This is a genomic window from Dellaglioa sp. CoH-57-MRSF-16 (assembly GCF_056782055.1).
In genome coordinates this window covers 56,188-83,086 of the sequence record NZ_JBXAXZ010000004.1, presented here as the reverse complement: position 1 = coordinate 83,086, position 26,899 = coordinate 56,188, and the positions used below count along the sequence as shown (strand labels likewise).

General features: G+C 33.4%; 25 protein-coding genes, 1 riboswitch and 2 other annotated features (1 of these 28 cut by a window edge). Of the genes, 2 read left to right on the top strand and 23 right to left on the bottom strand.

The genetic code is table 11. The features are described 5' to 3' along the window. The 10 genes from murD to asnB all read right to left on the bottom strand — a co-directional run bounded on the left by murD (nucleotide 1) and on the right by asnB (nucleotide 11,502). Entirely contained in the window at nucleotides 1-1,377 is a 1,377-nt protein-coding gene (gene murD / locus AC1RPH_RS05585) for a UDP-N-acetylmuramoyl-L-alanine--D-glutamate ligase (protein WP_481761680.1), read from the bottom strand. Between the two features lie 17 nt (nucleotides 1,378-1,394). Continuing rightward, a complete protein-coding gene (gene mraY / locus AC1RPH_RS05580; protein WP_409022368.1) occupies nucleotides 1,395-2,360 on the bottom strand; it encodes a phospho-N-acetylmuramoyl-pentapeptide-transferase in 966 nt (321 codons plus the stop codon). Nucleotides 2,361-2,381: 21 nt separating this feature from the next. Continuing rightward, complete coding sequence (locus tag AC1RPH_RS05575; protein ID WP_481761679.1) at nucleotides 2,382-3,854, bottom strand: UDP-N-acetylmuramoyl-L-alanyl-D-glutamate--2,6-diaminopimelate ligase; 1,473 nt, start codon at nucleotides 3,852-3,854, stop codon at nucleotides 2,382-2,384. A 16-nt stretch (nucleotides 3,855-3,870) separates the two neighbouring features. Further along, a complete protein-coding gene (locus AC1RPH_RS05570; RefSeq protein ID WP_409022366.1) occupies nucleotides 3,871-6,036 on the bottom strand; it encodes a penicillin-binding transpeptidase domain-containing protein in 2,166 nt (721 codons plus the stop codon). Continuing rightward, the gene (gene ftsL, locus AC1RPH_RS05565; RefSeq protein WP_481761678.1) at nucleotides 6,033-6,401 is read right to left on the bottom strand and encodes a cell division protein FtsL; all 369 of its coding nucleotides are present in this window, start codon (nucleotides 6,399-6,401) and stop codon (nucleotides 6,033-6,035) included. The genes AC1RPH_RS05570 and ftsL overlap by 4 nt, the downstream gene beginning before the upstream one ends. Before the next feature lie 27 nt (nucleotides 6,402-6,428). Continuing rightward, nucleotides 6,429-7,379 (bottom strand): 16S rRNA (cytosine(1402)-N(4))-methyltransferase RsmH, encoded by a 951-nt coding sequence (gene rsmH, locus AC1RPH_RS05560; RefSeq protein ID WP_481761677.1) that lies wholly within the window; start codon nucleotides 7,377-7,379, stop codon nucleotides 6,429-6,431. A 27-nt stretch (nucleotides 7,380-7,406) separates the two neighbouring features. Continuing rightward, nucleotides 7,407-7,838: a division/cell wall cluster transcriptional repressor MraZ gene (mraZ, locus tag AC1RPH_RS05555; RefSeq protein ID WP_481761676.1), complete on the bottom strand. Its 432-nt coding sequence runs from the start codon at nucleotides 7,836-7,838 to the stop codon at nucleotides 7,407-7,409. 174 nt (nucleotides 7,839-8,012) lie between these two features. Continuing rightward, nucleotides 8,013-8,381 (bottom strand): DUF3397 family protein, encoded by a 369-nt coding sequence (locus tag AC1RPH_RS05550; RefSeq protein WP_409022362.1) that lies wholly within the window; start codon nucleotides 8,379-8,381, stop codon nucleotides 8,013-8,015. 12 nt (nucleotides 8,382-8,393) lie between these two features. Continuing rightward, nucleotides 8,394-9,593 (bottom strand): aspartate kinase, encoded by a 1,200-nt coding sequence (gene dapG, locus AC1RPH_RS05545; RefSeq protein ID WP_481761675.1) that lies wholly within the window; start codon nucleotides 9,591-9,593, stop codon nucleotides 8,394-8,396. A gap of 22 nt (nucleotides 9,594-9,615) precedes the next feature. Continuing rightward, the gene (asnB, locus tag AC1RPH_RS05540; protein ID WP_481761723.1) at nucleotides 9,616-11,502 is read right to left on the bottom strand and encodes an asparagine synthase (glutamine-hydrolyzing); all 1,887 of its coding nucleotides are present in this window, start codon (nucleotides 11,500-11,502) and stop codon (nucleotides 9,616-9,618) included. A 199-nt stretch (nucleotides 11,503-11,701) separates the two neighbouring features. Here asnB and AC1RPH_RS05535 point away from each other — a divergent pair, with 199 nt between their 5' ends. Both AC1RPH_RS05535 and AC1RPH_RS05530 read left to right on the top strand, forming a co-directional pair. After that, complete coding sequence (locus AC1RPH_RS05535) at nucleotides 11,702-12,652, top strand: magnesium transporter CorA family protein (RefSeq protein WP_409022360.1); 951 nt, start codon at nucleotides 11,702-11,704, stop codon at nucleotides 12,650-12,652. Nucleotides 12,653-12,715: 63 nt separating this feature from the next. After that, on the top strand, nucleotides 12,716-12,826 hold the full coding sequence (locus tag AC1RPH_RS05530) for a DUF4044 domain-containing protein (protein ID WP_409022359.1): 111 nt from the start codon (nucleotides 12,716-12,718) through the stop codon (nucleotides 12,824-12,826). Nucleotides 12,827-12,923: 97 nt separating this feature from the next. Here the strand turns inward: AC1RPH_RS05530 and thiT are convergent, their stop codons facing one another. From thiT to AC1RPH_RS05465, 13 genes are all read right to left on the bottom strand, one after another. Further along, entirely contained in the window at nucleotides 12,924-13,478 is a 555-nt protein-coding gene (gene thiT, locus AC1RPH_RS05525) for an energy-coupled thiamine transporter ThiT (RefSeq protein WP_481761674.1), read from the bottom strand. A gap of 46 nt (nucleotides 13,479-13,524) precedes the next feature. Continuing rightward, nucleotides 13,525-13,628: riboswitch (TPP riboswitch) on the bottom strand. Between the two features lie 52 nt (nucleotides 13,629-13,680). Then, the gene (cls, locus tag AC1RPH_RS05520) at nucleotides 13,681-15,129 is read right to left on the bottom strand and encodes a cardiolipin synthase (protein ID WP_481761673.1); all 1,449 of its coding nucleotides are present in this window, start codon (nucleotides 15,127-15,129) and stop codon (nucleotides 13,681-13,683) included. Nucleotides 15,130-15,144: 15 nt separating this feature from the next. Further along, on the bottom strand, nucleotides 15,145-15,984 hold the full coding sequence (locus AC1RPH_RS05515) for an amino acid ABC transporter substrate-binding protein (RefSeq protein ID WP_481761672.1): 840 nt from the start codon (nucleotides 15,982-15,984) through the stop codon (nucleotides 15,145-15,147). A gap of 10 nt (nucleotides 15,985-15,994) precedes the next feature. Further along, nucleotides 15,995-16,633 (bottom strand): amino acid ABC transporter ATP-binding protein, encoded by a 639-nt coding sequence (locus AC1RPH_RS05510; RefSeq protein WP_409022355.1) that lies wholly within the window; start codon nucleotides 16,631-16,633, stop codon nucleotides 15,995-15,997. An 11-nt stretch (nucleotides 16,634-16,644) separates the two neighbouring features. After that, complete coding sequence (locus AC1RPH_RS05505; RefSeq protein ID WP_409022354.1) at nucleotides 16,645-17,301, bottom strand: amino acid ABC transporter permease; 657 nt, start codon at nucleotides 17,299-17,301, stop codon at nucleotides 16,645-16,647. 168 nt (nucleotides 17,302-17,469) lie between these two features. Beyond that, nucleotides 17,470-17,703: a binding site (T-box leader), on the bottom strand. Between the two features lie 44 nt (nucleotides 17,704-17,747). Next, nucleotides 17,748-18,551, bottom strand: coding sequence for a septum site-determining protein MinD (gene minD, locus AC1RPH_RS05500; protein ID WP_409022353.1), 804 nt, complete (start codon nucleotides 18,549-18,551; stop codon nucleotides 17,748-17,750). Nucleotides 18,552-18,553: 2 nt separating this feature from the next. Continuing rightward, complete coding sequence (locus AC1RPH_RS05495) at nucleotides 18,554-19,225, bottom strand: septum site-determining protein MinC (protein ID WP_409022352.1); 672 nt, start codon at nucleotides 19,223-19,225, stop codon at nucleotides 18,554-18,556. 19 nt (nucleotides 19,226-19,244) lie between these two features. Next, nucleotides 19,245-19,766, bottom strand: coding sequence for a rod shape-determining protein MreD (mreD, locus tag AC1RPH_RS05490; protein ID WP_409022351.1), 522 nt, complete (start codon nucleotides 19,764-19,766; stop codon nucleotides 19,245-19,247). Nucleotides 19,767-19,779: 13 nt separating this feature from the next. After that, nucleotides 19,780-20,631, bottom strand: a complete 852-nt coding sequence (mreC, locus tag AC1RPH_RS05485) for a rod shape-determining protein MreC (RefSeq protein WP_481761671.1) — start codon at nucleotides 20,629-20,631, stop codon at nucleotides 19,780-19,782. Between the two features lie 101 nt (nucleotides 20,632-20,732). Continuing rightward, nucleotides 20,733-21,737: a rod shape-determining protein gene (locus AC1RPH_RS05480; RefSeq protein WP_409022785.1), complete on the bottom strand. Its 1,005-nt coding sequence runs from the start codon at nucleotides 21,735-21,737 to the stop codon at nucleotides 20,733-20,735. A gap of 207 nt (nucleotides 21,738-21,944) precedes the next feature. Further along, a complete protein-coding gene (radC, locus tag AC1RPH_RS05475) occupies nucleotides 21,945-22,625 on the bottom strand; it encodes a RadC family protein (protein ID WP_481761670.1) in 681 nt (226 codons plus the stop codon). A 49-nt stretch (nucleotides 22,626-22,674) separates the two neighbouring features. Continuing rightward, entirely contained in the window at nucleotides 22,675-23,988 is a 1,314-nt protein-coding gene (locus AC1RPH_RS05470) for a bifunctional folylpolyglutamate synthase/dihydrofolate synthase (protein ID WP_481761669.1), read from the bottom strand. A 75-nt stretch (nucleotides 23,989-24,063) separates the two neighbouring features. Beyond that, nucleotides 24,064-26,709 carry a valine--tRNA ligase gene (locus AC1RPH_RS05465; RefSeq protein ID WP_481761668.1) on the bottom strand — a complete coding sequence of 882 codons (2,646 nt, stop codon included), beginning with the start codon at nucleotides 26,707-26,709 and terminating at the stop codon, nucleotides 24,064-24,066. A gap of 69 nt (nucleotides 26,710-26,778) precedes the next feature. Further along, nucleotides 26,779-26,899, bottom strand: a binding site (T-box leader); it runs 80 nt beyond the window's last position.

The following is a 26,899-nucleotide window of genomic DNA, read 5'->3' as shown; positions in this document are numbered from 1 at the left end:
TTATTTATCCTCTACTTGCATTAATTTTTCAACCGCTTCAATATATTTGTCACCACGTACTTCAAATGAAGGATATTGATCCCAACTAGCTGCTGCTGGGGATAACAATATAATATCATTGTTATCACTTAATTTATATGCTTCGGGAACAGCTGCAACAACATCAGTGACTTGCTTAATTTGAGTAATACCTGCCGCTTCTCCAGCATTTCGCATTAAATCAGCTGTTTCACCGAAAACAATCATTGCTTTTACATGTGCTTTAAGTACAGGCACCAATTTTTCAAACGTAAATCCTCTATCTAATCCACCAGCTAATAGTATAATTGGATTCGAAAATCCTTTTACAGCCATCTCAGTTGCTTCAATATTAGTTGCCTTTGAATCATTATAGAATTTGCGATTATGCCATGCGCTAACAAACTGTGTACGGTGGCGTACTCCTGTAAATGTCGATAATACTTCTTGAATAGCAGTATTTGTTACACCTTTAATTTTAGCAGTTACGATAGCTGCAAGCGCATTTTCAATATTATGTTCACCAGGAATATTAACTTCATCCGATTTCATAATGAATTCATTCTGATAGTAAATATTTCCGTCTTTTACATAAGCCCCTGTTTCAATTTCATCTAATCTAGAAAATGGCACAATGTTAGCAGAACTTGTTTTAGCTAGTTCACGAAGTTCTTTTAAATCCCAATTGACAACAAGAAAATCACTAGAATCTTGATTTTCAGTTATTCTCATTTTTGCTTTCACATAATTTTCTCGAGTTTTATGGTAATCCGTATGTGCCTCATAAATATTAGTAATAACGGCTATTTCTGGTTTCAATTTATCAATGCCACATAATTGAAAACTTGATAATTCAGCTACAATAATATCATTTTTGGTTACCTTTTTTGCTACGGCAACAGATGGAACACCAATATTTCCAGCGACAAATGCACGTCCTTGCTTTCTTTCTTGATTTAACATCAATGAAATCAGCGTCGTTGTAGTTGTCTTACCATTCGTTCCTGTAACCCCGATCATTGGCGCTTCAGAAATTTCATAAGCAAGCTCTGGTTCTGTAATAATAGGTAAACCTTTTTCCATTGCCTTTTCAATAAGTAAATTTGTATATGGAATTCCAGGGTTTTTTACGACTAACTCAAAATCCTCATCTAGTAAAGAGAGTGGGTGTCCGCCCGTAATCACTTTGATTCCTTCAGCCAAAAGCTCTTTAGCTTCAGGGTTATCATCAATATTTTTATGATCATTCACAGTCACAAATGCGCCTAAATCTTTTAAAAGTTTGGCTGCATTCAAGCCACTCTTTGCTAAACCTACAACTAGAACCTTTTTATTTTGATAATTCGTAATATTTTTCATTCCAATTAAATCTCCCTTTATAAAATGACTAGTAACGTTAAAATCGCAGCAATTAACCCAATAGTCCAAAAGACAATATCAATTTTCCATTCATTCCAACCACTCATTTCAAAATGATGATGAATTGGGCTCATCTTGAATATGCGTTTACCTGTTAATTTAAATGAAGCTACTTGTAAAATAACACTTGCCGTCTCACAAACAAATATAATACCAATAAAAATGAGTGATAGTTCTTGGTGTAATAAAATTGAAACGGTTGCTAATGCACCACCTAATGCTAACGATCCCATATCTCCCATGAAAACTTTAGCTGGTTTATGATTAAACCAAATGAACGCAATTAATGCGCCAATGACAGATAAACAAAAAATAAGTACATCCTTTTGTTGTTGTACTTGCGCAACAACTGCATATGCACCGAATGCAATAATTGATTGACCTGAAACAAGACCGTCAATTCCATCAGTTAAATTAACCGCATTAGAGAATCCAACAAGCCAAATAATAATGAATACAGCATAAAGAATACCGATTGAGACCTCACCAAAACCAAAGACATTAATTGCAAGTGGCAAATGTTCATGGACATAAACGACGGTGAAGATTAATCCACCAACTATTTGACCCAATAATTTTTGCCAAGGCTTTAAACCTTCATTTTGTCGTTTGAATAATTTGATACTGTCATCCCAAAATCCTAAAATAGCATATAAAAATAAGATGAAAATCATAATCATCATCGCTGGTGTCATAGAATTAGCCCATATACCTGTCCAAATTGCAGTAATAATAATAGCAATATTAAAGACAAATCCACCCATTGTTGGTGTACCAGACTTTTTCTCATGCCATTTTGGTCCTTCTTCTCTAATCATTTGCCCTTGTTTACGTATTCTAAAATAGCCAATAAATAATGGCATAAACATAAACGTTAATGCGAATCCACTTACCAACGGTATAAACATTTCTGGTTTAGTCATTGTCTTATCCTCACTCAATTCTTATTTTTTATTTAATGCTCCCGATGCTTCTTCAACATCGTCAAAATGCACTTTTTCTCGACCAAGAATTTGATAATCTTCATGACCTTTACCAGCAATTAAAATAACATCTCCTGGTTGCGCCTTTTTTATTGTTTGAGCAATTGCATCGTGTCGATCCATTATAACAGTTGCTCTATTTTCTGGAATTCCAGTCAGCATGTCTGCCATAATTTCCTTAGGATCTTCAGTTCTAGGATTATCCATAGTAAATACTGGGTAATCACTATGGTCAGCAGCAATTTTTGCCATTTTAGGACGTTTTCCTTTATCACGATCACCACCGCAGCCAACAATGCAATAAATTTTATTTTGTGCAAAATCTTGTATTGTCTCTAAGACATTTAATAACCCATCTGGTGTGTGCGCGTAATCTACAATTACACTGATACCCGTTTTAGAAGGCACTAATTGAAAACGACCTTTAACACCAGTCACTTTTTCAAGTGATTTAATAATTTGTGTTTCATCAAGTCCAGCAGCATATGCGGCACTAAACGCAGCAAGCATATTATAAACATTAAACAAGCCGATTAATTGCATTGTAACATGAGTTGTTTCACCAAAAAGAATTAAATCAAACTCAGTTCCATGACTCTTAATTTCAATATTTTTAGCTTGAATCATGGCATCATCATTTTCGATACCGTAAGATAATATTTGAGCAGAAGTAAACTGAGTAAACGTTCGAGCCACTGGGTCATCAAAATTTAAAACAGCCACTTTTGAGTCGCCTGATTCAGTATAATGATTACCCAACTGAGCAAATAACATACTTTTTGCATGTGCATAATTTTCCATTGTTTTATGAAAATCTAAATGATCTTGTGTCAAATTTGTAAAAACTGCGATATCAAAATCAATACCCCATACACGTCCTAAGACTAACGCATGTGAAGAAACTTCCATTGCAACAGTTTCAACTTTTTCTTGTTTCATTTGTGCTAAAGTTCTTTGCAATGTAATAACATCTGGAGTTGTATTATTCGAAGGATACAGTGTATCATTTATTTTACGATACATTGTACCGATTAAACCTGTTTTTTGATTTAAGTCACGATAAATTTGTTCAATCAAATGTGTAACAGTCGTCTTACCATTTGTACCAGTAACACCAATCATTCTCATCTGCTGACTTGGGACGCCATAAAATGCATCGGCAAGAATTGCCATCGCACGATTTGTATCTTGGACATAAACGACTGGAACAGGTACATCAACTGGTTTACGAGCAATAATAATCTTCGCACCTTTTTCAACCGCTTGATTCACAAAATCATGTCCATCAACTGTATAACCTTCAACAGCAACAAATAGACTATCTTCAACAACTTCTCTTGTATCTTGTGTTAATAGCTTAATATCTAACTCTGAATCAATCGCCGTTGATACTCGTTTAAATTTTAAACTTTGGATTAATTTATCTGCTCTCATATCTATATTCACCTTTTTATTTTAACGTTAATTTCACCATAGTTGATTTTTTAACAACTGTATTCGCCTTAATACTTTGAGCTGCTACATAACCACTACCCGTTGTCGTTAAGTTTAGTTTCATTAATTCTGCAGCATTCACCGCATCACTCTTTGACCAACCGGTTAAATCAGGCATAATCATTTCACCATTTGTTAATAACAATATTTTACGTCCGGATAATACAGTCGTTCCAGCAGGTGGATACTGATTAGCTACCGTTCTGCCATGTCCGATAACTGCAATATCTAGATTTTGTTCGTTTAATTTTGTTTTAGCTGATGAAGTTGAACTATTTGTAACGTCTGCTACTGTTACATTAGTCTTTGCAGTTGATACCGCTGTTGAACTGTCTTCTTCTAAAGTCCTCTTCATCAATGGATTAAATATTTGTGCCAAAATAGCATTACCACTGGTACCTTGCATATTTTGTGGTTGTTTCATCGTTACATACATAATATATTTTGGATCTTTGGCCGGCGCCATACCTACAACTGAAAAGACATAATTTGCATCACCCGTTAGATATCCAGTTCCATTTGGATCCGAAATTTGGGCAGTTCCTGTTTTTGCAGCTATCTTGTAACCATCAATTTTAAAGGCATTACCGGTCCCATAATTTTTGTAGATAACATCTTGCATCATGCTTAATACTTCTTTAGACGTTGATTTTTTAATAACTTGTCCTAAATTTGTTGTTTTAGCTTGATACGTTGTTTTTCCAGTATTAGGATCTACAATTTTATCCACAAGCGTTGGTTTGATCATCTTACCGTTGTTTGCAAATGCCGTAAAACCTTGCATCATTTGCATAGTTGTCACATTTATTCCTTGACCAAAAGCTGTATCTGCTTGTTCAATTGGGTATTGAAATTCAATACTACCTTTTGCTTCATTAGCTAATCCCAGATTTGTACTTTCCAGGAAACCAAATTTTTTAATATATTTAAGCCAAGCAGTATGCCCCATCGCTTGTTCCAACTTAGCCATACCAACATTACTTGAACGAGCGAAACCTTCACGATAAGTGATTAAACCCCAACCAGATGTATTCCAATCAGGAACAATCTTAGTTCCCACTTTTAAAACACCTGATTTATAGACGGCATTCTCATTGTAGGCATTATTTTCAATAGCAGCTGCCATTGTAAATACTTTCATAGTCGAGCCAGGTTCATAACTATCTTCAATTAGCGTATTACGCCACATCTTTGAAATACCACTTTTGGTATCTGCATTAAATGTAGGCCGTTGACTTCCTGCCAAAATTTTTCCATTTTTAGCATTCATTATAACAACATTCATTGATTTAGGATTATATGTTTTTTGTACGTTAGTTAGAGTTGTTTCAAGATACGTTTGTAATTTTGTATCAATGGTTGTATAAATATTATTTCCATTTTCAACTTTTTTTGTTTTTGTCTTTGAGTTTGGTAGTTGGTAACCATAACTATCTTTTTGGACCTTTTTTAACCCGTCTGTTCCACTTAATTGTTTATTAAATGCTAATTCTAGTCCCATTACACCAGATAAAGTTGAATCACCTTTTTTTGAAGTGCTTTTTGTCACACCAATTAAATGTGATGCAAAAACACCATTTGGATATAATCTTGCTTGTGTTTCAGTGAAATAAATACCTTTTAAATCTGCTGATTCTATCTTGTTTTTTGTTTCCAAAGATAAGTTTTTACCAGAATTACCAAATTCAACTTGGTAAGTTCCTTTTTTTGCATTCAAAATATTGTAAACTTTAGATTCTTTCATTCCAATCGCATCACTAATAACTTTTGCAGCTTTACTCTTATCAGTAACGTATAACGCTTTGTTATTTGCACCAACATATGATTTTGATAGAACTGCATAAATTGAGTAGTTTGTTGTATCTTCAGCAATCGGTTGATTTGAATCATCATAAATGGTTCCTCTATTTGCTTTATCAATTCGACTATTTTCATAAAGTGCCTGTGTTTGGCTACTTAAATTAACATCTGAAACTTTTCCACCTATTACAATATAAGAAAAACGAATGATAAACATCAAAAGAATCGCTAAAACGGCCAGGATTAGTAGCACACCAAACCTTTGCCTATTTCTACGTTTCTTTTTCATGTCATTTATCATCCGTTGCTTTTGATTATTCATTTCGTTACATTCCTTATTCTACTCTCACTTAAATTAAGACCATTTTTATTAGCGATACTATTTAATCGATCATTACTGGCAAGTTCGTTCACTTCTTGTGTCAAATCAGAACTCTTAGTTTGAATAGCTGTTATTTCGCTGTTAATATTTTGTAAAAATTGACTACTATTAGACAACTCTACCTGAGATGAAACTAGCATAAGCATAAGTACCAAAGAAATTGCACCAATTAAACCAAATAATGATTTTTCAATTCTAGAAAATGCAACACTTTGTGATCCCACTGTTTTTTTATGTATAGGTTGTTGTCTTGGATTTTCTTTATATTCTCTTGGCATTTGTCGTGCTGTGCTATTTTGTGCCATGATATGTAACCCCTTTATTATAAAATATTATTTTTTCAATCGTTTTATAATTCTCAATTTTGCTGAATGTGCACGCCTATTATTCTGTAATTCTAATTCTGATGGTAAAATTGGCTTTTTATTAACTAGTGCATAATTTGGCTGAATATTATCTGGAATTACAGGTAAACCCGGTGGTAACTCTGGTAAACTTGTTCGTTCCTTAAACATCGTTTTGACCAATCTATCTTCTAATGACTGAAATGTAATAACGCTAACTTGCCCCTTAACATTAATTAAATCAATTGCTTGCTCTAATGAATCTTCTAAAACACCCAATTCATCATTAACCGCAATTCGAATAGCTTGAAAAACTTTTTTAGCAGGGTGCCCACCTGTTCGTCTTGCACGAGCCGGAATACCCATTTTAATTAATTCAACTAATTGACTAGTTGTAACAATTTCTTCATTTTCTCTAGCATTTTCAATCTGACGAGCAATTGACTTTGCAAATTTTTCTTCACCATATCTAAAAAAGATTCTAATAAGTTCTTGATATGTCCAATTATTAACAATCTCTTTAGCTGTTAATTCTGCACTTAAATCCATCCTCATATCTAACGGCGCATCGTGCTGATAACTGAAGCCTCGTTCTGCGACATCAAATTGTGGGGATGATACACCTAAGTCATAGAGTACACCATCTACTTCCGTGACATTAAGTTCCAGTAACGCGGCTTTTAAATCTTTAAAATTGCGTTTAATAAACGTAACTTGTCCATTTTCTATGTATTTTTTTAAATGCCCTTCATTATAAGTAATCGCTGTTTGATCTTGGTCAAAAGCATATAAATGTCCCTCCGTACTTAGTTGAGACAGGATTAGGGCACTATGTCCACCGCCACCCAAAGTACAATCAACATATATACCATCTGGTTTAATAGCCAACCCATCTACTGCTTCATTTAGTAGTACTGTTTCATGTTCAAATGTCGTCATAGTTTTATCCCCTTTCATACGTGTTATTTAAAATCCAAAATCAATCATATTTTCTGCAATTTCATCAAAATTTTCTGATGCACTCTCTGAAAAACTATTCCATCGATCTTCACTCCATACTTCGAATCTGTTTGAAACACCTACTAGCACACATTTTTTTTCTAAATCAGCATGTGTTCTTAAAGGAACTGGAATATTAATACGGCCTTGTTTATCAAATTCACATTCTGTAGCTGCAGAATATAAAAATCTTACAAAAGCCCGTGAATCTTTTTTTGTTAAAGGGAGTGTTTTAAGCTTTTCTTCTAGGAGTGTCCACTCTGTTTGTGTATATCCGAATAAACAACCATCCATACCTCGAGTAATAACAAATTTCTCACCTAATTCCTCACGAAATTTAGCTGGAATAATTAATCTACCTTTAGTATCTAAAGTGTGTTTAAATTCGCCCATAAACATTGTGTACAGCCCCCCTTCATAGTAACTATTTAAATTTTACCACAATGCCCCACATTCCACCACTGAATTCCCCAATATTATGATTTTAAATGATAATATACAAAAAAACACTCAATCCTTTTTAGATTAAGTGTTTTTTACATTACTTATAATTAAAAATGTAGGACGATATCCTTAAAATAGTACTAAAAAGAGAAGCATTAAGAGGTACCATCCAAGCATATAAATATCAGTAATTTTCCAAATGGTCTTGAAAAATTTTGCATAAATTAATTCTCCATCTCGATACGCATACATAAGCGCACTAGCAATACCAATTAAGCACCAAGAAAATATTATAAATGGTGTAATCGATAAATTAAACTCTCGTACTGATAAAATATGTGTCAATAAAAGAAGTAATGGTGGTAAAAAATCAATGATTTGCAACCGTTTAGGCCAATTTTTACGTAAAATACGTTTAAGTAAAGTTAAAATTAGAATATATCCAAATATTAAAATTATCGACCCATACCAAGTTCCAAAAAATGGTAAAAGTTTCATAAATTACCCCTTTTAGATACTGCTTAAAAAGACATCATGTAATGCATTAACAGCAGTTTTTAAATCGTCCTGTTGAACTAAAATCCAAATTGTCGTATAACTATCAGTTGTTTGAAGAATATTAATATCCTTCTCAGCTAGTGCTGTTACAATTTTGGCCGTAACACCTGGTGTTCCAGTCATCCCCGCTCCCACAATTGAAACTTTCGCACAGTTTGGAAGCACTGAGACATCAATTCCAGCATCTACTAAAAGTTGTTTAGCTTTTTTTTCATCATCATTGAACAAATTAAAGAGGACTTTGCCAGGTGAGATATTAATAAAATCAACGCTCAAATTATTATTGGACATCAAATTAAAAACATCTTTTGGAGCATGATTAACTGTTTTAATTGTAAATTGACTGAGTCCAGTCACATGAGCAATACCAGTTACACTACGATAATGCTTTACACCTAAGTTTCGGTCGGTCACAAGGGTTCCCATCTCTTCAGGACTTTGCCAAGTTGAGCGAATCCGAACTGGAACATGGGCTTGTTGCGCAATTTCCACTGCACGAGGATGGATAACTTTCGCACCTTCATGAGCCATATTTGCAACTTCTTCATAACTGACTGTTTCTAGAAATTTTGCCTTTGTAACTAATCTAGGATCGGCAGTCATCATCCCTGACACGTCAGTAAAAATATCGACACGTTCAGCATCTAATGCTGCTCCAAGTAATGCAGCTGTCGTATCACTTCCACCACGCCCAATAGTCGTCGTTTGACCTTTACTTGTAGCACCTTGGAACCCAGTCACAACTAAAACATCAGCATCTTTAAATGCCTCATCAATTAAATCAGTATTAATGTTAATTACTTTAGCATTCTGAAATTCATCAGTTGTTTCAACTCCAGCATCCTGCCCTGTTAAAGCAGCAGCTTTAATGCCTTCCTTATTCAATAATTCAGAAAAAACTGCGGCAGAAATAGTTTCACCAACAGAAACAATCATATCAAGTTCTCTATTAGAAAGTAATGATTGCTCTCCATCGACAAGTCCTAATAATGAATCAGTTGCATAAGGTGCACCTTTACGCCCAATTGCTGAAACAACGACAACGACTTGATACCCTTTATCAACTGAATATTTTACGTGTTTTAAAGCTGCTCGTCTCGACTCATCGTCTTGAACCGATGTGCCACCAAACTTCTGAACCATAATTGTCATTATTTTGAACTCCCACTATTTATTATTTAGCTTTTTCTGTTACTGTTTTACTATCTTCTAATATGTCACTTTCAATGTAAATACGATGCCATACCATAAATGTTAAGACAGTCCATATTTTTCTGGAGTTATCTCTAACACCAGCACGATGTTCATCCAATAAATCTATGAAATATTGTTTGTTAAAAAATTCATCTGTTTGAGAATCATTAATAATTTGTTTAGCCCAGTCATACATTTCGTCTTTTAACCAAAAACGAATAGGCACAGGGAAACCTAATTTTTTACGATTTAAAACATGGTCAGGAACGATACCTTCAGCAGCTTTGCGTAAAGCATACTTGGTTGTTCCATGTGCAATTCTCAAATCTGCAGGCACTTCAGAAGCAACTGCAAAAACTTCTTTATCCAAAAATGGTGTTCTCAATTCTATGCTGTGTGCCATTGTTGTACGATCGGCATTATGCAATAAATCTCCATTTAACCATGTATGCATATCAATAAATTGCATTTGATCTATTTTATTGTAATCTTTTGATGCATTATAATATTGGCCAGTAATACTTTGGAATGGATGATTTTTATTATAGTCTTTAAAGAATGCTTCTTTTTCTTTTTCATTAAAAATAAAAGCATTACCAACGTAACGATCCTCCATTGGTGTCGTGCCTCGAAGAAGGAAACTTTGTCCACGCATCCCTTTAGGCATCATTTGAGCAATTTTATTCAACGCACCATTAATTGGTTTAGTGTATTTAAATCCTTTTAATGATTCAGGTTCATGATAAATAGTGTAACCACCAAATAGTTCATCAGCACCTTCACCCGTCAATGCAACTTTAACACGTTTTCTGGCCTCTTTAGCAAGGAAATATTGAGGCACAGCAGCCGGATCAGCCAAGGGATCATCCATATTCCAAATAAAATGTGGAAAAGCCTTCATAAATGCTTCAGCCGTAATAACAGAACTAAAATTAGCGACATTTAATTTTTCTGCGGTTTCTTGCGCAACATCTATTTCACTATAGCCTTCACGTTCAAATCCAACTGAAATTGTTTCTAATTTTGGATTTAATTCTTTAGCAATAGCAACAATAATAGACGAATCAATTCCACCAGATAAGAATGAACCAACTGGTACATCGGCACGCATATGCTTATCAACTGAATCAATTAAGACGTCTTTAATACGTTTAATATATGTCTCTTCTGGACGAACTACTGGATGAAATTCGGCAGAAAAATATCGTGTAATGACTGGCTTCTCGCCTAATTTTTTCGTTAAATAATGTCCAGGTTGTAACATATCAATTTCTTTAGTTAACGTTTCTGGTTCTGGTACAAATTGGAATGTCATATAATCTTGAAGTGCATCTTTATCAAATGTCTTATTTTTTAAAACTTTATAAATAGCTTTACTTTCCGAACCATAATAAAAATTGTCATCTGCTATAGCGTAATAAAATGGTTTAATCCCAAATTGATCACGGGCAGCAAAAAGTGTTTTTTCTTGCGTATCCCAGATAACAAATCCAAACATTCCGCGGAATTGCTTAACAGCTTCTGCACCGTACTTAGCATACATACCTAAAATGACTTCTGAATCAGAATCTGTTTTAAATTCATAACCATCAGCAACTAATGCTTCACGTAGTTCAATATAATTATAGATTTCACCGTTGAAAGTTAACCAGTAACGTTCATTTTCATATGAAAGTGGTTGGTGTCCGCCTTCTAAATCAATAATACTTAATCTTCTAAATCCCATTGTTATATCATCATCACTAAAATAACCTGAATCATCAGGACCACGGTGAACAATCATTTTTGTCATATTATGAACAATTTTATCGTAATCATCATTGGTATTTTTTTGTCTGTCGCTCAATACACCTGCAAATCCACACATATTTTCATCCCTCATTTTCATAAAAATCAATGTCTTATATTATAGATGATTCTACCATATATTTCAATTTAGGTTACAGTTATGTTTACTATTATAGCGTATTTGAACTAATCTTAACAACTAGATGTCTGAATTAACGAAAGCTTAAAAAATTTGGTATACTATGTATTATGTTATTCGAATAAAGGGGACTTTGATATTGATAGAATATTATACATCAACTGAGTTAGGTACAATTCAAAAAATAAAAGAATACAGTAAATCATGTTGGATTAACGTTACAAATCCTTCTGAAATAGAAATAAATGAACTTATTAAAAAGTATGCTATACCACGAGACTATATGACCGCTATTTCAGATGATCAAGAAAATTCAAGAACTGAAGGATTGTCTCAAAATATTGTTCCTGACTTAGTCTTAATGCAGTACCCTCATCGCATTAGAAACTCGCTAGGCTACTTAGAATACCAAACGTTTCCTTTTTCAATTATCTTAGCAGATGATGCAATAATTACAGTCTCAAATAGTGAACCAGATTTTATCAGTAAATTTATCGCGGATAGTCCAATTCATCAAATTAAAACGATAACATCGGATCAATTCACTTTGAAATTACTTTGGTATCTATCACAAAGTTTTGTCGTTGCGTTAAAATCTATCATTCAAGAAACCGAAAATTTAGAAAAATCACTTGCTAAAGCAACTAAAAATGAGCAATATTATCAAATGATGTCAATGCAAAAAAGTTTAGTTTATTTTGATGCTGCTTTAAAGAAAAATAATCCAGTACTTCAATCTATGGTTGACTCAAATGAGCATTTCAAACAAAAGGCAACTGATGATTTACTCACAGATGTTTTAATCGAGAACCAACAAGCCGAAACAATGACAAGCATTCAAACTAAAATATTAGAGAATTATGGTGAAATGGTTTCATCAGTTATTTCAAACAATTTAAATATTATCATGAAGGTCTTAACGTCGATGACGATTATTTTAACGATACCAACAATCGTTGGCGGTATGTTCGGCATGAACGTATCCCTTCCTGGTGCAGACACTCATTTTTCATTCTGGTGGTTACAATTAATCACGTTAATAATTTGTTTATTAACTGCTTATTATTTAAAGAAAAATGACTACTTTTAAGTTGACATTTTACTTATAAAAAAGTTATAGTTACACTATTAGATTTGAGAGGGTGGGTAAAACATGAAGAAAAAGAAATCTACATTCCAAAAAATCACAATGTTTGTCGTGTGGTTAATGATTCTTGTAACAGTCGGTGGTGTCGTTTTAACCGCAGTTATGTCAATCGCTTAATTTAAAAATAAAAATTTTAAAGGTTCCCAGCTTAATTAGCTAGGAACCTTTTTTATAAAAAAAGGCGGATTATTATATCCGTCTTTTTCTGTCTATTCTATTTAGCTAGGAAGATTCCTGGACTTTTTTTAAGTATGATACTAAGTATCAAGGTAGCAATAATCATGTTAATAATCATACTCCCACCATTGACAACTGCTGAGTACACAACTGGAGAAAGCCCCCATTGAACATATTTTGACCAAAAAATGATACCAGCCATAAAATGAGCACTGTATTTTAGAAATACAGCTATTAAAATCGCAAAAGTCAGTGATTGTATGGCACCACGCATATTTTTAGTACGCAACTGACTTAAAAAACGAGCAGAGAATAACCCAGAAAATCCTAGTACCAAATTAGCAACTGGATACTCTAAGATAGCCTGAACCGGCGTTAATACAAACGCAGTTCCAATTAAAATAGGTAATATACCATATAGTAACCCAATAATTAATCCCATTTTTAATCCGCGTCGTAAACTGTATACCACAATAGGTAACACACCTAGTGCAATATCAATATTTGGCGGATTAGGAACAAATGATAGCGCCATTGCTAAAGCGGCCATAACGACCCCTTCTAGTAATATCAATAATTTTTTTCTTTCCAACAAAAAAACCTCCTTTGACTTAGTAAACCAAGCACAAAGAAGGTGTTAATCTTCTACACACAATTCCTACGTTTGCATTAACAAACAGGTTCCAAGGGTCTGAATTTCTTCACTCTCAGCCAAAATTAATCGGCTCCCCTTTGTGTTGGTCTCCGATTAATAATATCGCATACATCCTGAAAAACGTCAAGCGTTTCCATTCCTATAATATCGGTGAAAGAAGTCTTGAAAACTGTTGCTTAAATTTCAACCAATGTGATTGATCATTAAAATACCTTTTCGTTAAAAGACTACTTTGTTCCATATCAGTTTCAAAAATTGTTTTAAGTGTGCTTGCCACACCTACATCATAAATAAATGCATTCGCTTCAAAGTTTAACTTAAAACTTCTAAAATCAAAATTAGCTGAACCAACGGATGCAACCATTTCATCAATTACAACTGTTTTAGCGTGTAAAAATCCATTGTTGTATTGATAAATTTCTACACCAATATTCGTTAGATCTTTCGCATAATACTGTGTAGCACGATAAACAAAGGCATGATCTGGCATACAAGGAATCATAATTCTAACCTGAACGCCTGAAGATACCGCAATATCTAACGCTTCTATAACAGAATCATCTGGAATTAAATAAGGTGTTTGAATATAAATATATTTTTTAGCTGAATTAATTAACTTAATATAACCTTTTTTTATTTGTTCAATTTCTGAATCAGGTCCACTAGAAACAATTTGCATGTTAACTTTACCTTTTGTAACAGTTTGTGGAAAATAACTTGACTGGTAATTAATCTGATTATTTCTCGCAGTTGCATTCCAATCCATAATGAACCTACTTTGTAGTGATCCGACAGCGTTTCCAAATACGCGAATATGTGTATCTCGCCAGTTACCAAATTTCTCACTTTCACCTAGATACTGATCACCGACATTGAATCCACCGATGTAACCGATTTTACCATCAATAACGACAATCTTTCTATGATCTCTAAAGTTCAAACGAAGATTTGAAAATGAAAAATGTGAACCCAGAAAGGCTTCTGCTTTACCGCCCAATTCCTCAAGATGTTTGAAGAATTTTTTAGTAGTTCCCTTTGATCCCAATGCATCATAGATGATTCTAACTTCAAGACCTTCATTTGCTTTCATTTCAAGTAACGTCAATAGTTCATTTCCAATATGCCCATCTTCGAATGCATAATACTCAACATGGATATGGTGTTTAGCTTTACGAATGTCTTGAAATAACGTCTTAAACTTATCATGCCCATCAATAAATAACTGAACCTCATTCTTCTTAGTTAAAATAGATTTCTCTATTTCTAAAAACATATGCATGATTTCGTTTACATCATCAGTATATTTACCGCTTGTTGTTAATTCTCCTCTGGCCCATTCTTCTTTTTGTTGATCTACTAATTGGTCAACACCCATACGACCCTGTGTTTTAATATCAAATATTTTTTCTTTTGAAATTTTCTTACCAAAAAAAAGATAAATTAAAAATCCAAAAATAGGTATACCTATCAAGACAAGAAGCCATGCCCATGTTGCAGCAATATCACGTTTTTCTCTAAAGACGGTCACAATTGCCGCTAACAAGTTCAATAAAAAAACAAGTAGCACACCAATATTTACATATGTCATATAGTCCCTCCAAAATTAATTATTTTGAATATTATTATTTTCACCAAACCATTTTTGATTTAATTCTTTTAGATAACCTTTGTTTTGCAACTCTGTTATTGCCCTATTAATTTTTAATTGCATTGTTGTATCAGATTTTCGCATACCTACCGCAAAATCTTCAGTTTTAAAATTACCATTTATCACGTTATATGCATTTGAATTCGACTGATGCTTAATAAAGTAGTTCGCATAGACATCATCAATTAAAAGTCCTTGAATTCTATCTGCATTTAAATCGATAAAAGCATTATCAAATGAATCATATTGAACAGGTTCTTTATCTTTAATATTATCTTTTAAAATATCTGGATGCAAATTTAAGCTATCAAATCCAGCTGAACCACTTTGAACACCTAAAATTTTTTGTTTCATATCAGAAAAAGAATTAATTTCACTTGATTTTTTTGTTACTAATACTTGCTTGTTCGTTAAATATGTACGACTGAAAGCAACATTCTTAGCACGTGCAGTTGTTTTTGTATACCCATTCCAGATTAAATCAATTGTCCCATTTTTTAATTCCGTTTCTTTCATAGACCAATCAATTGTTTGGAAATCAACTTGAATATCATATTTTTCAAAAACTTTTTTTGCTAAATCAACATCATATCCTACTAAACTACCATCTTTTTGTCTGAATGTCATTGGCACAAAACTATCATCAATTCCGATAACAACGGTACCCTTTTTTTGAATTGATTTCCAACTATCAACCGAATTCATTGATTGGCTACTATTGCTACAGCCAGCTAATCCTATAAACATCATCATAAATAATATTGTAAAAACAATTTTTTTTTCTAATTGATTCATTTATTATCCTCTAATCTTCTAGCGGCTTAACTTTTAATAATTTATCCGCAATATTTTCAGCAAATGGTACATCATGTGTCACTATTATTTGAGTCATTCCGTCTACTTTCAACGATAATATTAAATTCTCTACTTCCTGGCGTAGTGCTGGATCAAGTGCTGAAGTTGGTTCATCATAACACAAGATTTTAGGATTCATCGCTAATGCACGTGCAATTGCAACTCGTTGTTTCTGCCCACCTGAAAGTTGGTAAGGATATAAATGCCCTTTATTTCCGAGAGATAAGCGATCTAATAATTTTTGTGCTTCTTCCTCGGCCTGGACTTTATTACGATTTAAAACTAATTTTGGAGCTAACGTTATATTATCTAACACTGAAAGATGAGGGAATAATTGAAATTCCTGGAATACTACCCCAATAACACTTTCGTTCGTATTATTACGATATGGATCAAATGGTGAGGCATCAATTAGAATATCTCCAGAATCAATTGATTCTAACCCACTAATACATCTCAATAAAGTCGTTTTTCCACCACCAGATGGACCAACAATACTAACAATTTCACCATCATTAACTGTTAAATTAATATCATCTAAAATTAATCGTTTTCCATAATACTTTTTAATATTTTTTAACTCTAGCATAGAATTACTCCTTATTTGTAATAACTATAATGTTTTTCAATTTTCTTCAAGACAAGTGTAAATATAGCTGTTAATAACAGATAGATTGCCCCAACCATCAATAGTGGGACGAGTGTTACATCACGACTCGTCGCTACGTTACCGGCTCTTAATAAATCGCCTAACCCAATAACATATACTAAACTTGAATCTTTAACTAAATTAATAATTTCATTTCCAATTGAAGGTAAAACGATCTTGAACACTTGTGGAATAATAATTGTCCTAATAGTTTGCCAATATGATAGACGCAATACCTTTGCACTTTCATATTGACCTTTAGGAATCGATTGCAATCCACCCCTAAATATTTCAGCAAAATACGCACCATAATTCAAAATAAATGCAAATAATGCCGCATCGTATCGACCGAATACAATATGAATATGGAACTGTTGTAGTGTTGGTAGTCCATAAAACACAAAAATTAATTGTAGTAGCAGTGGTGTTCCTCGCATTAACCAAACATAAAAATTCAAAAAATACTTAATTGGTTTTATTTTTGAAATTAATCCTAATCCGACAATTAAACCAAGTGGAATCGATCCAATGATCGTCCAAAAAAATATTTCTAACGTTAATTTAGCACCATCTATTAATGATGGCAAAATTTCTAATATATAAGTCATTACATTATCTCCCTTTAGTTAAATAAAAAAATCCTCTCAAGCCAAATCAAATTGACTCAAGAGGACGATAGCCGTGGTGCCACCTCAAATTCATATTTTTCTCACGAAAAATAACTTATGTAGATTAATAAAAATGAGTATAAAAAAACTCTATAGTCATTATTGACTATAGAGGGCGACGAATCGCGGTACCACCTCAAACATCATTAAATTCTCACAAATTTAATCTTAACGAGTTTATTAAACTACAGCTATAACGGGCTTATCCCGGACTTCCCTAATTAACTAGTTTAGGAAATCAACTCGCAGATGTGTTTCAGACTTAAGAACTGTATCTTTTCAGCAATCGATACTCTCTTTAAAAGTTTGTTTAAGCCTTAATCTTCTGTTCAACGTTTTTCTTAATTGATAATAATTTAGCATACTGTCATTAACATTGTCAAGAATTAGTCTTTCTTAAACCATGAACCCATTTTTTTCCAAAAACCTTTTTGAGGCTGTTTTATTGTCATCAAGGGCACTGTTTCCCCTAGTAGTCGACGTGCTACATTACGATAACCTAATCCAGCTGGATTTTTAGAATCTAAAACAATTGGTTCACCATGATTTGATGTACTAATAACAGCATCGTCATCAACAATAATTCCTAATAAATCAATAGACAAATGACGTGTAATCTCATCAACATCCATTGCTTGACCATCTTCCATCATTTGACGACGGATACGATTAATAATTAATTTTGGTTGTTGTAATAATGGATTTTGCTCTAATAAACCTACCACGCGATCTGCATCACGAACCGCAGAAATTTCAGGCGTTGTTACAATAATAGCCATATCTGCACCAGCAATAGCATTCATAAAACCTTGCTCAATTCCAGCTGGGCAATCAATAATAACATAGTCAAACTCTTCTTTTAATTCATCAACAATTGCTTTTACTTGTTCAGGAACTAATGCTGATTTATCAGTATTTTGTGCAGCAGGTAATAAGTATAAATATTCGTTAAATCTCTTATCTTTAATGAGTGCTTGGTGTAACCGTGCACGACCCTCAGCTACGTCTACAATATCAAATAAGATACGGTTATCAAGACCTAAAACAACGTCTAAATTACGCAAACCAATATCTAAATCCATTAGAACAACCTTTTTTTCAAGAAGTGCTAATGCAGTTCCAATATTTGCAGATGATGTTGTTTTACCAACACCACCTTTACCAGATGTTACAACAATTGCTTTTCCCATCTTTAATATCCTCCAGCATGATTAAATAATTTTGGTCGAAGTGACTTTAATTCATCTCGATTGCCATAATCTATAATATGTAAATCATTAACATAGATTACAGTATCTTGACTGTTTGTTACTTTTTCATCATCTATAATATCAACTAATTCACCAATTCGTACTTGTGAAGCAGCTGAAACATCGCCCACAATAATGCTATCTGTATTATTGTTAAATCCAGCATGAATGACACCTTGAACTTCACCCATAACAAAAATATTACCAGCAGCTCGTAATTGACCACCCTGATGTAATTTACCTAAAAATAAAATATCACCTTTTAAATCAACTATTTGTCCACTTCGAATTGTTAGATAGCATAAATGAACGTTGTCATTTTCTTTTAAAATATTAGCATCTTCTATGGTCATTACTTCAGATTCGATTTTGTGTACTTTAAAATTACGGTATTCAGAAATAATTTTTTCGATTTTTTGCTTTTCATCTGCTGAAAACAATCGATTTTCTGTTTTAATATCAAACGAAATAACCGTTTCATCAGCATTCTTTTTTTCAGCACTTAAATTATTAAATAATTCTCTAAGTTCAACCAAAATTTTATCAAATCCGAAATCCTGTTTAAGAATAATTTCATAACCATCTTTATAACCTTTTAAAATAACACCTTGCATCTACGTTCACCCCTGAATTTTAATTATATCGGTTACTTAAATTCATTAATTTTGATATTGGATAGTACAAAATAATAAATACCACCAGATTAAAAGCTAAAGTTGGTCCAAACGAAGTACTAACGAATGTTGTTACAGATTCATTAGCAAATCCAATCATCTCATTGACTGCATAATACGAAACTTCTAAAACTGCCAAATCAATAAAATAAATGAGTAATATCACAATAAAAGATGGTTCGAAATATTGATATGCTATTTTAGTTAAATAAACAATTAATGGTAACAAAATCATATAAATACCCAAAATACCGGCATAATAACTATCAAATGCTAGACCAACACCAAACGCCCATAATTCAAGATGCTTATTATCTGAGTAAAAGATACCCATTATCAACCATAACAACAACAGGTGACTAACCATGATAGTCGTTTGTGATTGTAACTGTTCCATAAAAACAAATTGTATTGTACCATCCAAAAAAAAGGAAATAATAAGTCCTAACGGAAAAATATACTGTCTATTTTTATTTCTCATCTAATCTCACCTTCTAATCCAACGTCTGAGCAACTGTTACAACCGTTAGGTCACTCAAATCAACTGCAGGTTTGATATAAATTTTAGAAGCAAGTCCATAATCACCTTGCTCAACTTTAGACACAACACCAACATTTAAACCCTTTGGTGTTGTGCCTCCAAGACCAGATGTGACAACAGAATCACCTTTTTTCAAGGCTTTCTTAGAAGTAATTTGACCCATAATTAATAAATTATCTGTTTTATCATAGTCAGTAATTAAACCATTAATAATATCATCGTTTGAATTATTTACTTGAACTGCAAATCTATTAGCAGAATCATTAGTAGTCGATATTAATTCAACTTTACTATTTGTTTTATTAACTTCTATAACACGACCAATCAATCCAGAACCAGCCATCACTGGTGCGTTCTTTTTAACACCAGACGCACTACCTTTACTTATCACAAGTTGATTTAGCCAACCAGAAGGTAATCGCGTTAAAACAGATGCATTAATTGAAGTATAATCAGTCAATGTACTGTCCAATTTTAATTCCTTTTTCAGCTGTTTATTCTCATTTTTAACAGTGTCTGATTCCACTTGAACTTGTGCTAATTTATCAACTTGTTTTTTTAATTTTTGATTTTCTTGATATGTATTTAAAAGATCAGAAATACCAATAACTGAACTTTTTAAGCCATTTGCAGGATAACTAACTGCTCTATCAAATAGACCAACAACATCATTACCAAATTCTTGAATGAGCGGTGGTGTTGATTTTTTATTTCTAACGGAAACTGAAAATGAAATTAAACTAAAACTCACAATAATGGCTATTAAAATGATGATTAGTCTTCTATTTGAAAAAAATTTCTGCATGTTCGCTATCCTCCACTTACCTTATAATTAACTAAAAAATTAAGAGGCTGGATAAATAAACCACCAACCTCTTCATTTTTAGCTTATGTGATTTTTAAAATCTATCTTTTCTTCATGACGTCGATACTTTTTAATGATTCACCTGTACCAATTGCAACACAGTCGAGTGGTTCATTAGCAATAAAAACAGGCACTTTTGTAACTTCAGAAATAACTTCTGATAGGTTTTTTAATAATGCACCACCACCTGTTAATACAATACCATGGTCAATCACATCAGCAGCAATTTCTGGAGAAGTTTCTTCCAATGTTTCCTTAATAGCAGTAATGATTTCAGCAATAGATTCTTGAATAGCAACTGCAATATCAGTTGCTTTTACAGTAACTGTTTTAGGAAGACCCGTAATCAAATCACGTCCTCTGATAGTTGTATCTTCAATTGATGCAGCATCTTTAACTGATGCAGATGCAACGTCCATTTTTAATTGTTCAGCTGTTCTTTCACCAATCAATAAATTAAAGTTTTGACGAATATATGACACAATTGATTCATCCAATTTATCGCCAGCCATTCTGATAGAACGGCTTGAAACAATACCACCTAATGAAATTGTAGCAACATCTGTTGTTCCACCACCGATATCAACAACCATATTACCCGTTGGATCCATCACTGGTAATCCAGCGCCGACTGCTGCAGCAAATGGTTCTTCAATAACGTAGGCGTCACGCGCACCGGCAACACGAGTTGCATCAATAACGGCACGTTTTTCAACTTCTGTAACGCCACTAGGAACACATACCATTACATAAGGTTTACCTGCAGATTTACCTAAAGCTTTTTGAATGTAATATTTCATCATAGCAACTGTTGTGTCATAATCAGCAATTACACCGTCTTTCATTGGGCGAATAGCCACAATGCTACTTGGTGTACGACCGATCATTGCACGAGCATCTTCTCCAACAGAAACAATTTCATCAGTTTTAACATTTTTAGCGACGACTGAAGGTTCACGTAAAACAATACCTTTTCCCTCAACATACACGATTGTATTAGCTGTTCCTAAATCAATTCCTATATTCTTTGTTCCAAATCCAAACACAGTCTTTCTTCCCTTCATCGTCAGCCTTCTAGGCGCTTTTATTCGTAGTATTTACATTATATCATAATCAAAAGTGAGATTTCATTCAATATTTACTAATTTTTATTAAGTTTATCTTAAATTATTATAAGGTAATTAATTTTGAATCCATAATCTTATTAAGTTTATCATATCTAATTTCATAGAACAAGAGAGCACCCTTGATAATCAAAGGACGCCCTCTTCTTTCATACTAAGATATTTAGTATTACCCGAAATAATATGATCTAACAGCTCAATTCCCATAAGAATACCACATTTTTCAACTCTTTTAGAGAAAATAATATCATTCTTAGATGGTGTCACATGCCCACTCGGATGATTATGGACCAATATAATTTTAGCTGCACCATATTTTAATGCAACTGCAAAAATATCTCTTGGATGGACCGTTGCTGAATTCAAAGTTCCAATGAACAATGTCTCTTGTTTTACAATTTGATTTTTTGTATCCAAGAATAATCCAATTAAAAACTCTTGGTTTAATCCACCTAACTCAGCAACCATTCTAACCCCAGCATCATGACTTGAACAGATTTGTCCACAAATAAAATGAGGTTCACTGTTGATTCGTGTTCCCAGTGTAACAATAGCTTGTAATTGTAATGCTGTAGACTGATTATTCCCATCCATCAATAACTGATAATCTTTTAAACAACATTTTTTTAGTTGGCTTAAAGATTGGTAACGTGAAGAAAAATTATTAACACACTTTCCAACATCATTAGGGTTCGTTAATAATAAACTAAAAACAACCGTCAAAAGCTCTTTATCTGATAAATTATCACATTGATACTTTTGGATTTGTTCCAGTAGATATTCATTTGAGCAACTAGAAATAAGTGACATGGTGATTCCTCCTATTTTTTATTAAATACGAGAAATTCACTTATTTAAATTATTCTGATACAAAATAACTACGAACCTCCGAAATAAAGTACAACGATCCTGTCACAAGTAATAAATCATCAGAAGACATTTCGCCAACACTTTGAACTAATGCCTCTTTCCAACTTTCTTGAATGGAGACATTATCAAACTTATTAACGTTGAAATCATCTATTTTGCTTACTAGACGTGGCCCTGAAAATTGAGTTAGTATAACTCGTACATGAGGAACTGCAGCTAATTTTTCCAGCATTTGTTTGCCTTGCTTATCCGCTAGTACTGCAAAAATAATTGTGATTTCTTTATCTTGAAAATGCGTTTTAAGCAACTGCGTAATCCGATCCACTGCTGCGCTATTGTGCGCACCGTCTAAAATAACTAACGGTTCATCATTTACTTTTTCAAAACGTCCTGGCCATCGTGTCTCTGAAATACCTTGCCTAATTGATTTAGGACTAATGGCCCATCCCTGAATTTCAGCAACCTTCTCAAAAGTAGCAATTGCTGTTGCTGCATTTTCATCTTGAAATTCACCTAATAATGGCACAGAAAGTTGTTTAATATTCAATTTATTCGACGTATACGTTAAAATTTCTTCCCATGATGATTTTGTTCCCTCAGATTTAGCATTAAAATCCACTCCTAATCGAAAAATAGGACTATTTTTTAATTTAGCCTCATTATTAATCACGCTAAAGACTTCATCAGTTACTCTACCAACGATAATAGGCCGATTACGTTTAATGATACCTGCTTTTTGTTGCGCTATCTTTTCAATTGTATTACCTAATATTTTCATATGATCTAGACCAATTGTTGTAATAACTGAAATAATTGGATCAATAATATTAGTTGAATCATACTTCCCGCCTAAGCCCGTTTCAACAACTACAATATCTACAGGATTTATGCTGCCAAAGTATACAAACATCATTGCAGTAATAATTTCGAATTCAGTTGGTCCCCCCTCAAAATCGGCTAGTTCAATATCCATTCGATCAACAACTGGTTTCACGACATTTACTAAATGTAAAAGGGCGGTATCATCAATCATCTGTCCATTTAAGGAAATACGTTCATTAAATTTAACAATGAATGGTGAAGTATAAGTTCCTACATTCAACCCTTGTGCAATTAATAATTCACGTAAAAATGCAACTGTTGAGCCCTTTCCATTCGTTCCAGCAACATGAATCATCGCGATATTACCTTGTGGGTTATCTAAGCGTTCCATAAATGCTCGCATTCTATTCAAAGATGGACTTTTTTTAAATTTTGTTCGCCCATGAATAAAATTGAGTGCCTCTTCGTAAGTTGTGATCAATTTTCCGTCCCGCTTTCTAAAAAAAATAGACTTATCTCAGGTATATTGTACCCGAAATAAGTCTATTTTGTTAGATTAAACTTCTGCTTTTAAATCAGAAATTCTTTCCTTAGTTGCTGTTAATTTAATTTGGTAATCTGCTAATTTTTCTTTTTCTTTTGTAACTACTGCCTCAGGTGCACTAGCAACAAACTTTTCATTGCCTAATTTTTTAGTTCCACGCACAACTTCAACATCAAGTTTTTTAACTTCTTTTTCCAAACGAACAATTTCGTCATTCAAATCAATTAGTTCAGCAAGTGGCATATAAATCTCTGCTCCCGTAATTACAGACGTCATTGCTAGCTTAGGAGCAACAACATTTGAACTGATTTGAAGTTCCTTAGGATGACAGAATCGTTGAATAAATTCTTGATTGTCTTCAAAAATAATCTTTGTTTTTTCATCAGTTGTTTTAATCAATAAATCAACTGCACTGGACATAGGTGCATTTACTTCTGCACGATTATTTCTAACAGCACGAATTAATTCAATTAAATTGTTCATATCAATAACTGATTGTTCATCTTCAAATTCTGGATGAACCACTGGGTAATCTGCAACAACAATTGATTCCCCTTCATGAGGCATTGTTAACCAAAGTTCTTCAGTTACAAATGGAATAATTGGATGAAGCAATTTCAATGTTTGATCTAAAACATAAGCCAAAATTTGTTGTGTATTTTGCTTAACTGTCAGATCTTCACCATTAAGATTTTCTTTACTCATTTCAATATACCAATCACAGAAGTCATTCCAGATGAAATTGTATAGAGCACGACCAGCTTCACCAAATTCAAAGACATCAAATAAGCGTGTAACTTCAGAAACAGTTGTATTTAATCGGCTTAATATCCATTTGTCAGCAAGCTGCCATTCTGATTTAGCTGGTAATTCAATTTTATCCACACCATCTAAATTCATAATAACAAATCGACTAGCATTCCAAATTTTATTAATAAAGTTCCAAGAAGCATCCATTTTAGTGTAACTAAAACGAACATCTTGTCCTGGTGCAGATCCATTAGATAGGAACCAACGAAGTGCATCTGCTCCATACTTTTGAATAACGTCCATTGGATCAATCCCATTACCAAGTGATTTACTCATTTTACGGCCATTCTCATCACGAATTAATCCATGAATCAAAACGTGTTCAAATGGACGTTCATCTGTAAATTCTAAGCTTTGGAAAATCATTCGTGATACCCAGAAGAAGATAATATCATATCCTGTGACAAGCGTATTAGTTGGGAAATAACGTTTAAAATCAGGTGCATCAGTATTTGGCCAACCCATTGTTGAAAATGGCCATAAAGCACTTGAAAACCACGTATCTAAGACATCATTATCTTGTTCCCAATTTTCGATATCAGTTGGTGCAACCTCACCAACGTACATTTCGCCAGTTTCTTTATGATACCAAGCTGGGATTTGATGTCCCCACCATAATTGACGTGAAATAACCCAATCATGAACATTTTCCATCCACTGTGTAAATGTATTTTCAAATCGTTCTGGGACGAATCCAACTTTGTCATCCCCTTGTTGGAATTTCAAAGCTTCTTCTGCGAGTGGTTTCATTTTAACAAACCATTGTGTTGATAAACGGGCCTCAACTTGAACGCCAGTTCTTTCAGAATGACCAACACTATGTGTAATTGGATCAATCTTAATCATTAAGTCCTCAGCTTCAAGATCTTTAACAATTGCTTTACGTGCTTCAAAACGGTCCATGCCAACATATTTACCAGCATTTTCGTTCATTGTTGCATCTTCATTCATTGTATTAATACGAGGTAAGTCATGGCGATTACCTACTTCAAAGTCATTAGGATCATGAGCAGGTGTTATTTTAACCATCCCTGTCCCAAATGCCATATCAACATAATGATCTGTAATAATAGGAATTTCTTTGTTAACAAGTGGTAGAATGACTTTTTTACCAACAATATCTTTGTAACGATCATCATCAGGGTGAACAGCAACAGCGACATCGCCCATCATCGTTTCTGGACGTGTTGTCGCTATTTCAATAAATCCAGAACCATCAGCGAATGGATATTTAACATGATAAAAAGCACCTTCATCATCTTGATGAATGACTTCAATATCTGATAAAGCGGTTCTTGCTTTAGGATCCCAATTAATAATGTATTCGCCACGATAGATTAATCCTTTATTATATAAATTAACAAAGACTTTTTTTACGGCATCTGACAAGCCGTCATCTAATGTGAAACGTTCACGACTATAATCGAGTGATAATCCCATTTTAGCCCATTGCTTATGAATAACATCAGCGTATTCATCTTTCCAATCCCAAACTTGTTGTACAAATTTCTCACGGCCTAAATCATAACGCGTCACACCTTGTTCAGCTAGTTTAGCTTCAACCTTTGCTTGTGTTGCAATTCCAGCATGGTCCATTCCTGGTAACCAAAGCGTATCAAAGCCTTGCATTCTTTTTTGTCTAATTAAAATATCTTGTAATGTTGTATCCCAAGCATGGCCTAAATGTAATTTACCAGTAACATTAGGCGGTGGAATAACGATTGAATAAGGTTTTGCTTCTGGATTAGCATTAGGTTTAAATAAATCTTTTTTCAACCATTCTTCATAACGGCCAGGTTCAACCTGACTTGGATCATATTTTGTTGATAATTCAACTTCTTTTGTCATGAGTTCTCCTTTTCATCTATCAATTTTATTTTAGGCATAAAAAAACACCGTCATCAAAAAACATTTCTGTTTTAGGACGACAGTGCCGTGGTACCACCTAAATTGGGTTTTAACCCCTCTTAATTACTTTTTAACGAACAATAATGTCCGGTTATTCCTACTTAATTTCAGAATAACGACTCCTGAGCTA

What these genes read in the sequence shown, in the direction of transcription:
- murD (WP_481761680.1), bottom strand. Translation starts at nt 1,377, where the DNA reads ATGAAAAATATTACGAATTATCAAAATAAAAAGGTTCTAGTTGTAGGT.
- mraY (WP_409022368.1), bottom strand. Translation starts at nt 2,360, where the DNA reads ATGACTAAACCAGAAATGTTTATACCGTTGGTAAGTGGATTCGCATTA.
- AC1RPH_RS05575 (WP_481761679.1), bottom strand. Translation starts at nt 3,854, where the DNA reads ATGAGAGCAGATAAATTAATCCAAAGTTTAAAATTTAAACGAGTATCA.
- AC1RPH_RS05570 (WP_409022366.1), bottom strand. Translation starts at nt 6,036, where the DNA reads ATGAATAATCAAAAGCAACGGATGATAAATGACATGAAAAAGAAACGT.
- ftsL (WP_481761678.1), bottom strand. Translation starts at nt 6,401, where the DNA reads ATGGCACAAAATAGCACAGCACGACAAATGCCAAGAGAATATAAAGAA.
- rsmH (WP_481761677.1), bottom strand. Translation starts at nt 7,379, where the DNA reads ATGACGACATTTGAACATGAAACAGTACTACTAAATGAAGCAGTAGAT.
- mraZ (WP_481761676.1), bottom strand. Translation starts at nt 7,838, where the DNA reads ATGTTTATGGGCGAATTTAAACACACTTTAGATACTAAAGGTAGATTA.
- AC1RPH_RS05550 (WP_409022362.1), bottom strand. Translation starts at nt 8,381, where the DNA reads ATGAAACTTTTACCATTTTTTGGAACTTGGTATGGGTCGATAATTTTA.
- dapG (WP_481761675.1), bottom strand. Translation starts at nt 9,593, where the DNA reads ATGACAATTATGGTTCAGAAGTTTGGTGGCACATCGGTTCAAGACGAT.
- asnB (WP_481761723.1), bottom strand. Translation starts at nt 11,502, where the DNA reads ATGTGTGGATTTGCAGGTGTATTGAGCGACAGACAAAAAAATACCAAT.
- AC1RPH_RS05530 (WP_409022359.1), top strand. Translation starts at nt 12,716, where the DNA reads ATGAAGAAAAAGAAATCTACATTCCAAAAAATCACAATGTTTGTCGTG.
- cls (WP_481761673.1), bottom strand. Translation starts at nt 15,129, where the DNA reads ATGACATATGTAAATATTGGTGTGCTACTTGTTTTTTTATTGAACTTG.
- AC1RPH_RS05515 (WP_481761672.1), bottom strand. Translation starts at nt 15,984, where the DNA reads ATGAATCAATTAGAAAAAAAAATTGTTTTTACAATATTATTTATGATG.
- AC1RPH_RS05510 (WP_409022355.1), bottom strand. Translation starts at nt 16,633, where the DNA reads ATGCTAGAGTTAAAAAATATTAAAAAGTATTATGGAAAACGATTAATT.
- AC1RPH_RS05505 (WP_409022354.1), bottom strand. Translation starts at nt 17,301, where the DNA reads ATGACTTATATATTAGAAATTTTGCCATCATTAATAGATGGTGCTAAA.
- minD (WP_409022353.1), bottom strand. Translation starts at nt 18,551, where the DNA reads ATGGGAAAAGCAATTGTTGTAACATCTGGTAAAGGTGGTGTTGGTAAA.
- AC1RPH_RS05495 (WP_409022352.1), bottom strand. Translation starts at nt 19,225, where the DNA reads ATGCAAGGTGTTATTTTAAAAGGTTATAAAGATGGTTATGAAATTATT.
- mreD (WP_409022351.1), bottom strand. Translation starts at nt 19,766, where the DNA reads ATGAGAAATAAAAATAGACAGTATATTTTTCCGTTAGGACTTATTATT.
- mreC (WP_481761671.1), bottom strand. Translation starts at nt 20,631, where the DNA reads ATGCAGAAATTTTTTTCAAATAGAAGACTAATCATCATTTTAATAGCC.
- radC (WP_481761670.1), bottom strand. Translation starts at nt 22,625, where the DNA reads ATGTCACTTATTTCTAGTTGCTCAAATGAATATCTACTGGAACAAATC.
- AC1RPH_RS05465 (WP_481761668.1), bottom strand. Translation starts at nt 26,709, where the DNA reads ATGACAAAAGAAGTTGAATTATCAACAAAATATGATCCAAGTCAGGTT.